Below are 7,232 nucleotides of genomic sequence, written 5' to 3'. Positions count from 1 at the left end.
GACACTTCGACCCAGGGCAGGACCTTCAGCAGCCAGCGGGAGGAGATGCCCTGCATCTGGGGGACCGACTTGGTCGTGGTGGCCAGGGTCCGGGCAGCGGCCCGGCCGAGGCTCAGCGGTGCCTGGTCGGTGTCCACCGGGTCGGTGACGGTCACAGCGAAAACCACCCCATCATTCGGAAAACCGGGTTGCGACGAAGATTCAACATAGCAACGGCCCGCACGCGCACAATGACACGATCGGGTCCCGGGGGAGAACCACCTGTTCGACACCCGGCCATTTCGGACACCGCGTTCACCGTGTTCGTCACGCGCCGTTCGCGCGCGTCACCCGGTCGGGAAATTCGCAGCTCGTAAGGGGAATCCACGGTCGCTCCAGGGAGCGGTGCCGGGCGCCGGACCGGTGGTGAGCTGGGCCGAATCAGCGATTGCGCCGGCCGGAGTGCGGCCACTCGGATGAATCGAACAATACCCGGTTGTCCGGCCGGAAATGGGTGGACTAACTTGACCATCCCGGCGTGAATGCGCCGGGTGGGAAAGGACGTGGATGAACATCTTCGTGGCCGGCGGGCTCTGGGTGGCCGGCGCGGCCCTCGTCGGGGGCGTGATCGCGTACCTGGTCCGCCGGTTCGGCTGGGACGAGGGGCGGCCCGACAACAACGACGCGGCGGGCCAGGTGTTCACCATCGTCGGCGGGCTGCACGCGGTGCTGGTCGCGTTCGTGCTCATCTCGCTCTTCGACTCGGTCGGCTCGGCGAGCCAGGACGCGCAGACCGAGGCGGACAGCCTGGTCGCGGCGACGTGGGCGGCCGACGCGCTGCCGGCCGAGACGAAGGACCGCGTGCACCAGCTCGCCGTCGCGTACGCGCGCACCGTCGAGGAGCAGGAGTGGCCGCGGCTGGCCGACGGCGGTGAGATCGCCGCCACGGGCTGGACGCAGCTGGACCAGATGCGCCAGGCCGTCGCGGCCGCCGACGTCGACGGCGACTGGGCGATCGACCGCAAGACCGAGGCGAGCAACCAGCTCTGGTCGGTCTACCAGGCCCGCACGCAGCGGCTGAACAACGCGGGCGGCGGCGGGGTCGGCGCGGTCGTCTGGTTCGCGCTGATCCTCGGCAGCCTGATCACCGCGATCCTGCTGCCCAACCTGTTCGGCGGCACGCGGCTGGCGGCGCACGTCATCATCGTCTCGACGCTGGCCGGCACGATCACGTTGCTGCTGTTCGCGATCTACCAGCTGCAGAACCCGTTCAGCGGCGGCGCGAAGGTGCCGTCGGAGGCGTTCACCAGCGCACTGGACCGGCTGGCTTGACCGGCACGCGCGCCCGCTGGGCGGCGATGCTCGGCGTGGCGGCGGCGGTCTCGGCGGTACTGGCGGCGACGGGCTGGCTCGCGCCGCCGTCGTCGTCCTCGAAGCGTCCCGCGGCCCAGGGCACGGACACCTGCACGATCCTGCAGGCGGAGAACGAACGCGAGGGCGCGCCGACGACGCTCCGGCTGCTGTCCCTGCCCGACGGGACCACGAAACGCCTGACGCAGGCCGGGTACTGGATCAACGCGATGGGGTATTCGGCGGCGCAGGGGGTCGTCTACGGCGTCGCGGACGGAACGCGCCAGGGGCGCTACGACCACGGCGCGCACGCGGTGCGGATCGACGCGTCGGGGGCGGTGACGGACCTCGGGGTGGTCGGCCGCGCGGGCGCGCGGCGGCCGGTGTGGAGCCAGGTCACGGGCGCGACCGCGGGTGCGATCGACGGGAACCGCTGGTACGTGCGGCAGGACAGCGATCTGTACACAGTGGACATCGATCCGGCGTCGGCGGACTACGTGCGGGTGGTGCGCCGGACGGCCCTGCGGCCGGTGTCGCTCGCGGTGGGCGTGGACGACTTCGCGTACGACCCGGCTTCCGGCCTGCTGTACGGGGTCTCGACGACGTCGCGCGGGGACGGCTCGGTGGTGACGCTGGACCCGGCGACCGGGAAGGTCGCGGTGGTACCGGGACTGCGGTTCCCGCGCGGGGGAGCGTACGGGTCGGTGGTGCTGGCGCCGGACGCGATCTACGCGACGGCCAACCGGGACGGGCACCGGAGCGTGACGTACGGGCTGCCCCGGGACGGCTCGGGCCCGGCGGTCGAGCTGTCGACCGGGCCGGCGCTGGTCAGCGGGGACGCCGCGGGGTGCTTCGCCGAGCAGGCTCCGCCGCCCACCACCAGTTCGGCGTCGCCGACTCCGACTACTACGCCGTCTCCGCCGCCGTCTTCGTCGAGCACGCCGTCGCCCGAGCCGCCCCCGCCGTCGCAGCCGCCGCCGGTGGAGCAACCGGCGGCCGTCGCCCCGGCCCCGACGCCCACCCCGACCACGGTGGCCACTACGGCGCCGAAAGCCGTGGAGCTTCCGCCGCCCCCACCGCCGTCGTCGAAGCGGCACGCGCAGCCGACGGAGAAACCGGAGCCGGTGGTCCAGGACACGGGAGTGCGCACGCAGGAGAAACGCCGGTGGGGCCTGACGGCGTTGATCCTGGTCCTGGGCAGTGGCGCGGCCGTGGCCCACGTCCGCCGGCACCGTTAACGTCCTGGCCTTCTCGAAGCCGTCCACTGTCCACTTCGGCCACGGAGACTCCTCCTCCGGCGCGGGTCCACGCGCCGGAGGAGGAGAAACGGGATGAAGCGGGTAACGATCGCCCTGGTCGCCGGGGTGCTGGCCCTGCCACTGGCCGCCTGGCCGGCGGAAGCGCACGACCACGGGCCGCGGGCCAAGGACGACCACCTGCACGCGCGCTCCGGGTGGACTGTCGCCGCGGACCTGCTCCGCAACGACCGGGGCACCGCCGTCGTCCGGCACACCGCCGCCGCGCACGGCACCGTCGACCTCGGCCCCGACGGCACCCTCCGCTACACCCCCGCGCCCGGCTTCACCGGCCGGGATTCCTTCACCTACACCGTTTCCGACGCCGTGAAGCTCTACCCGACCCACCTGAAGCCGCTCGCCACCATCGGCGGCGTGGAGATCAAGGGCGGTGCGTACGGCTCCGCGCTCACCCCGGTCCCCGGCGAACGCGACTCGTTCTACGGCCTCACCGACCGCGGCCCCAACGTCGACGCGCCCGGCGGCGGCAAGATCGAACCACTGCCCGCCTTCACCCCGGCCATCGGGAAGTTCCGGCTCCGCGACGGGAAAGCCGTGCTGGAGCGGACCATCCCGCTGCGCGCCGCGGACGGCACCCCGTACGACGGCCGGGTCAGCCCGCTCGCCGACACCGGCGAGACGATCGTCGACCTGAACGGGAACGTCCTGCCGAAGTCCGTGAACGGCTACGACTCCGAAGGCCTCGTCGCGCAGCAGGACGGCACCTTCTGGGTCTCCGACGAGTACGGCCCCTTCATCACCCGCTTCGGCCGCGACGGCCGCGCGCTCGAGCGCCTCTCGCCGTACGACGGCTCCCTGCCGGGCGAGCTGAAGTACCGCGTGCCGAACAAGGGCATGGAAGGCCTCGCGCTGACCCCGGACGGCCGGACGCTCGTCGGGATCATGCAGTCGGCACTGCAGCAGCCGGACCTGACGAAGAAGCCGGGCAACGTCACCACGCTGCGGATCGTCACCGTCGACCTGCGCACGCGCGCCACCCACGAGTACCTCTACCTGCTCGACAACCCGGACACCACGGGCACCGCGGTCAGCGAGATCACCGCGCTCTCGGCCACGCGCTTCCTCGTCGACGAGCGTGACGGCAAGCCGGAACCGGGCGCGTACAAGAAGCTGTACGAGGTCGACCTGACCGGCGCCACCGACGTCGGCCCGCGGGCCGCGGGGTACGACGCCGCCAAGGGCGGCGTGCTGATCGGCGGCAGGAGCATCGACGCCTACGTCGGCAAGGACACCACCGCCGACGCGACGAAGGACCTCGCCGCCGCCGGGATCACGCCGGTCGGCAAGAAGCTGTACCTGGACCTCGGCGCCCTCGTCACCGGCCTGGACCCGAGTGGCGGCTTCTTCGGGCACGACAAGGTCGAAGGCGTGGCGACGACCGACGGCGGCCGGACGCTGGTCATCAGCAACGACAACGACTTCGGCATCGACGGCGTCACGACCGCGGCCCCGCCGTACGCGCTGCACCCGAAGACGCTGCCGGACGGGCGCCAGGACGACGGCGAGTACCTCGCGGTCGACACGACCAGGCTCCCGGCGGCGACGAGCACCGCGACGGTGACGATCGACGTGCGCTAGTACTTGAACTGGTCGACGTTGTCGGCGGTGATGAGCAGCGGATCGCCCAGCAGGACGGTCTTCGACGCGGCGTCGTACTTCACCGCCGGCAGCTCCAGGCTCACCTTGTTGACCGGCTGGAGCGGCTTGCCGTCGGCGACCTGCTTCGCCGTCCACGCGGTCAGGTAGCCCAGCGACTCGACGTTCCACAGCACCGACTGCGAGCACGAGCCGTCGAGCAGGTACGGCTTGATCGCCTGCGGCGTCCCGACGCCGACGGTGAACACCTGCCCGATCTTCTGCTGCTCGCGCACGGCCTTCGCGACGCCGGGCGCGGACGTCGTGCACTCGCCGACCAGGCCGGTGAGGGCCGGGTGGCGCACCATCAGCTCCTTGGCGAGGCTCGTCGCCGTGTCCTGGTCCTCACCCGCGTACAGCGTCTCGACGAGCTGGGCCTTCGGGTAGTGCCGGGCCGCGTACTCCTTCTGGACCGCGATCCAGGTGTTGAGGTTCGCCGCGGCCGGCCCGCACGAGACGATCGCGTACTCGCCGGTGCCGCCGGTCCGCTTCATCAGCGCGTCGGTGAGCGCGGCGCCGATCCCCTCGGCGCTGGCCTGGTTGACGAACACTTCGCGCTGCGTGCCCGGCGCGTCGGTGTCCGAGGTGAGCACGTGGATGCCCTTCGCGCGGGCCTCGGCGATCACCGGCGCCAGCGCGGCGGGGTCGTTCGGCGCGACGACGATGACGTCGACCTTCTTGGCGATCAGGTCGCGCACGATGGCGACCTGGGCGTCGGGGTCGACGGTCTTGGGACCGACCGTGGACCACTGCACGCCGAGCTGCTTGGCCGCTTCGAGACCGCCGGTGTTCATGGCCTGGAAGTACGGGATGCCCTCGACCTTCGGCACGAAGGCGATCCGCGTCGGCGCCGACGCGGGCTCGGTGCCCAGCTGTTCGGAGCAGCCCCCGAGCGCGAGCGCCGCACCCAGCAGCAGCGTCGCGACCAGCCGGAACGTCTTCGTCGGCCCTCGCATCCCCACCCATTCCTCAGGACTTCCGATCGGTCTGCGCACGGTGGAGACCAAGGGGCAAGGTAGGGCCCCGCGTAACGCTGGTCAACGGGATGTGCGCAAAGGGTTACGGAAGTGAGTTCTACCTCGTGGATTTTTGGCGGGAATTCGCTGGTCCGGCGCTGTCGGTCACGGTAAGCGACCATCGTCGGCACACTGCGTCGCCTGTGGCGTGCGAGACACCGGCGTAGTTACCCCCAGGGGGTATAGTTCGCGGCATGAACGAACAGCACGGAGCTTCGTGGGCGACAGCGATCCAGGCGACCCTGCACTGCCTGACGGGCTGTGCGATCGGTGAGGTCCTCGGCACGGCGTTCGGCCTGCACAACGCCGCGACCGTCGTCCTGTCGATCGTCCTCGCGTTCGTCTTCGGCTACGGCCTGACCATGCGCGGGGTGCTGAAGTCGGGGCTGGCCCCGGCCGCGGCGTTCAAGGTCGCGCTGGCCGCGGACACCGTGTCGATCGCCGTCATGGAGCTGATCGACAACACGGTCGTCGTGGCGATCCCGGGGGCGATGGACGCCGGCCTGGCCAGTTTCCTCTTCTGGCTGGCGCTGGCGGTTTCACTGGCGGTCGCGTTCGTCGTCACCGTGCCGGTGAACAAGTGGATGATCGGGCGCGGCCTCGGCCACGCGAAGGTGCACGCGCACCACCACTAGGGGAGGTGGCGGCCTCCCCCGGCGGTCAGACGCTCGACAGGTCGACGGCGCGGTCCACCTTCGGCCGGTCGAGCACCCGCAGGATTCCTTCCAGCAGGTAGTAGTCGGCGTAGGGGAGCGACACCTCGATGCCGTCCTCGGCCGGCCGGTTGCGCGTGCAGCGCGCGACGCTCGCCTCGGCCCGCGCCGACTTCGTCGTCAGGCACGTCCGCGAGATCGCCGAGAGGATCCGCAGCGCGGCGTCGCGGTACTGCGCGCGGTGCGTGAGCTCCGCGAGGTCGAGCAGGCCGCACGCCATGATCACCCCGGCGGAGGCGTCCTTGACGTCGTTCGGTGCCTGCGGCGCGAGGTAGTCCCACACCGGCACGTGGTCCGACGTCAGGTGCGCCAGCGCGAAGTCCGCCAGGCGTCGGGCGGTCGTCAGGAACTCCTCGTCCCCGGTGCGGCGGTGGATCGTCGTGAACCCGTAGATGCCCCACGCCTGCCCGCGCGACCAGCACGACGCGGGGCTGTAGCCCTGCACCGTGTTCGGCCCGATCGGCGCGCCGGTGACCGGGTCGAAGTCGAAGACGTGCGGGGTCGACCCGTCCGGGCGGACGAAGTTCTTCTGCGCGGTCTTCGCGTGCGCGACGGCGATCTCGAGGTACTGCGGGTCCCGGGTCTGCTTGCTCGCGAACGCCAGCAGGTCCAGGTTCATCATCGTGTCCATGATGACGCGGCCCGCGTTGTTCGGGTCGTTCAGCGCGCCCCAGGCGCGGATGAACTTCCCAGCCGGGTTGTACCGCTTGATCAGCGACGACGCGGCCTGCACCGCGCCCGCCGCCCACTTGTCGTCGCCGGTGAGCCGGTACGCGGTCACCCACGACGGGTAGAACAGGAAACCGAGGTCGTGCGTGCTCGTGTCGTTCTGCCGCGGCGCGAGTTTCTCCGCGGACGCCAGCGCGAGGTTCTTGAATTGTTCGTCGCCGCTGTGCAGCCAGGCCAGCCACAACTGGCCGGGCCAGAATCCGCCGACCCAGTCGCCGTTCTGCGAATAGGTCCATTTCTCGAACTTCGTGCCGACCGGAAACCCGGTGACGCCGGGCGCCACCGCGCGGAGCTTCGAAACCGCGTAATCGGCCGCTTGGCGGAGCGTCCGGGTGACCGATGCCTGGTCGGAGGCATCGAGGCCGGCCGCCGCGGCGACCGTGGGGGTGCTGGTGCTCGCCGCCACCGCGGCACCGGCCGCGGTGGTCAGCAGGGTTCTCCGGGTAACGCTCACAGGTGACCGCCATTCCGTGTGGGGAAATGCTCCAGGTTCC

General features: G+C 71.2%; 6 protein-coding genes and 1 pseudogene. 4 read left to right on the top strand and 3 right to left on the bottom strand.

What is annotated here, in order from left to right; genetic code table 11:
• Positions 1-155 (bottom strand): annotated as a pseudogene (locus AB0J40_RS27330) (Crp/Fnr family transcriptional regulator); the annotation flags it as partial.
• A 391-nt stretch (positions 156-546) separates the two neighbouring features.
• Here AB0J40_RS27330 and AB0J40_RS27325 point away from each other — a divergent pair.
• From AB0J40_RS27325 to AB0J40_RS27315, 3 genes are all read left to right on the top strand, one after another.
• Positions 547-1,311 carry a hypothetical protein gene (locus AB0J40_RS27325; RefSeq protein ID WP_364457805.1) on the top strand — a complete coding sequence of 255 codons (765 nt, stop codon included), beginning with the start codon at positions 547-549 and terminating at the stop codon, positions 1,309-1,311.
• Positions 1,308-2,567 carry a hypothetical protein gene (locus AB0J40_RS27320; RefSeq protein WP_364457803.1) on the top strand — a complete coding sequence of 420 codons (1,260 nt, stop codon included), beginning with the start codon at positions 1,308-1,310 and terminating at the stop codon, positions 2,565-2,567. The genes AB0J40_RS27325 and AB0J40_RS27320 overlap by 4 nt, the downstream gene beginning before the upstream one ends.
• A 93-nt stretch (positions 2,568-2,660) precedes the next feature.
• Complete coding sequence (locus AB0J40_RS27315) at positions 2,661-4,223, top strand: esterase-like activity of phytase family protein (protein WP_364457801.1); 1,563 nt, start codon at positions 2,661-2,663, stop codon at positions 4,221-4,223.
• Here AB0J40_RS27315 and AB0J40_RS27310 read toward each other — a convergent pair.
• Complete coding sequence (locus AB0J40_RS27310) at positions 4,220-5,236, bottom strand: autoinducer 2 ABC transporter substrate-binding protein (protein ID WP_364457799.1); 1,017 nt, start codon at positions 5,234-5,236, stop codon at positions 4,220-4,222. The two genes, AB0J40_RS27315 and AB0J40_RS27310, sit on opposite strands and share 4 nt — an antisense overlap.
• Before the next feature lie 254 nt (positions 5,237-5,490).
• Between AB0J40_RS27310 and AB0J40_RS27305 the strand changes: the two genes are divergently transcribed.
• The gene (locus AB0J40_RS27305) at positions 5,491-5,931 is read left to right on the top strand and encodes a DUF4396 domain-containing protein (RefSeq protein WP_364457797.1); all 441 of its coding nucleotides are present in this window, start codon (positions 5,491-5,493) and stop codon (positions 5,929-5,931) included.
• Positions 5,932-5,956: 25 nt separating this feature from the next.
• Here AB0J40_RS27305 and AB0J40_RS27300 read toward each other — a convergent pair whose 3' ends face one another.
• Positions 5,957-7,192 (bottom strand): glucuronyl hydrolase, encoded by a 1,236-nt coding sequence (locus tag AB0J40_RS27300; protein WP_364457795.1) that lies wholly within the window; start codon positions 7,190-7,192, stop codon positions 5,957-5,959.
• Between the last annotated feature and the right edge of the window lie 40 nt (positions 7,193-7,232).

It is taken from the genome of Amycolatopsis sp. NPDC049691, assembly GCF_040675005.1.
In the GTDB taxonomy this organism is placed as follows: Bacteria; Actinomycetota; Actinomycetes; order Mycobacteriales; family Pseudonocardiaceae; genus Amycolatopsis.
Note: the sequence above shows the minus strand (reverse complement) of the source record. Positions and strands in the feature narration are given on the sequence as shown.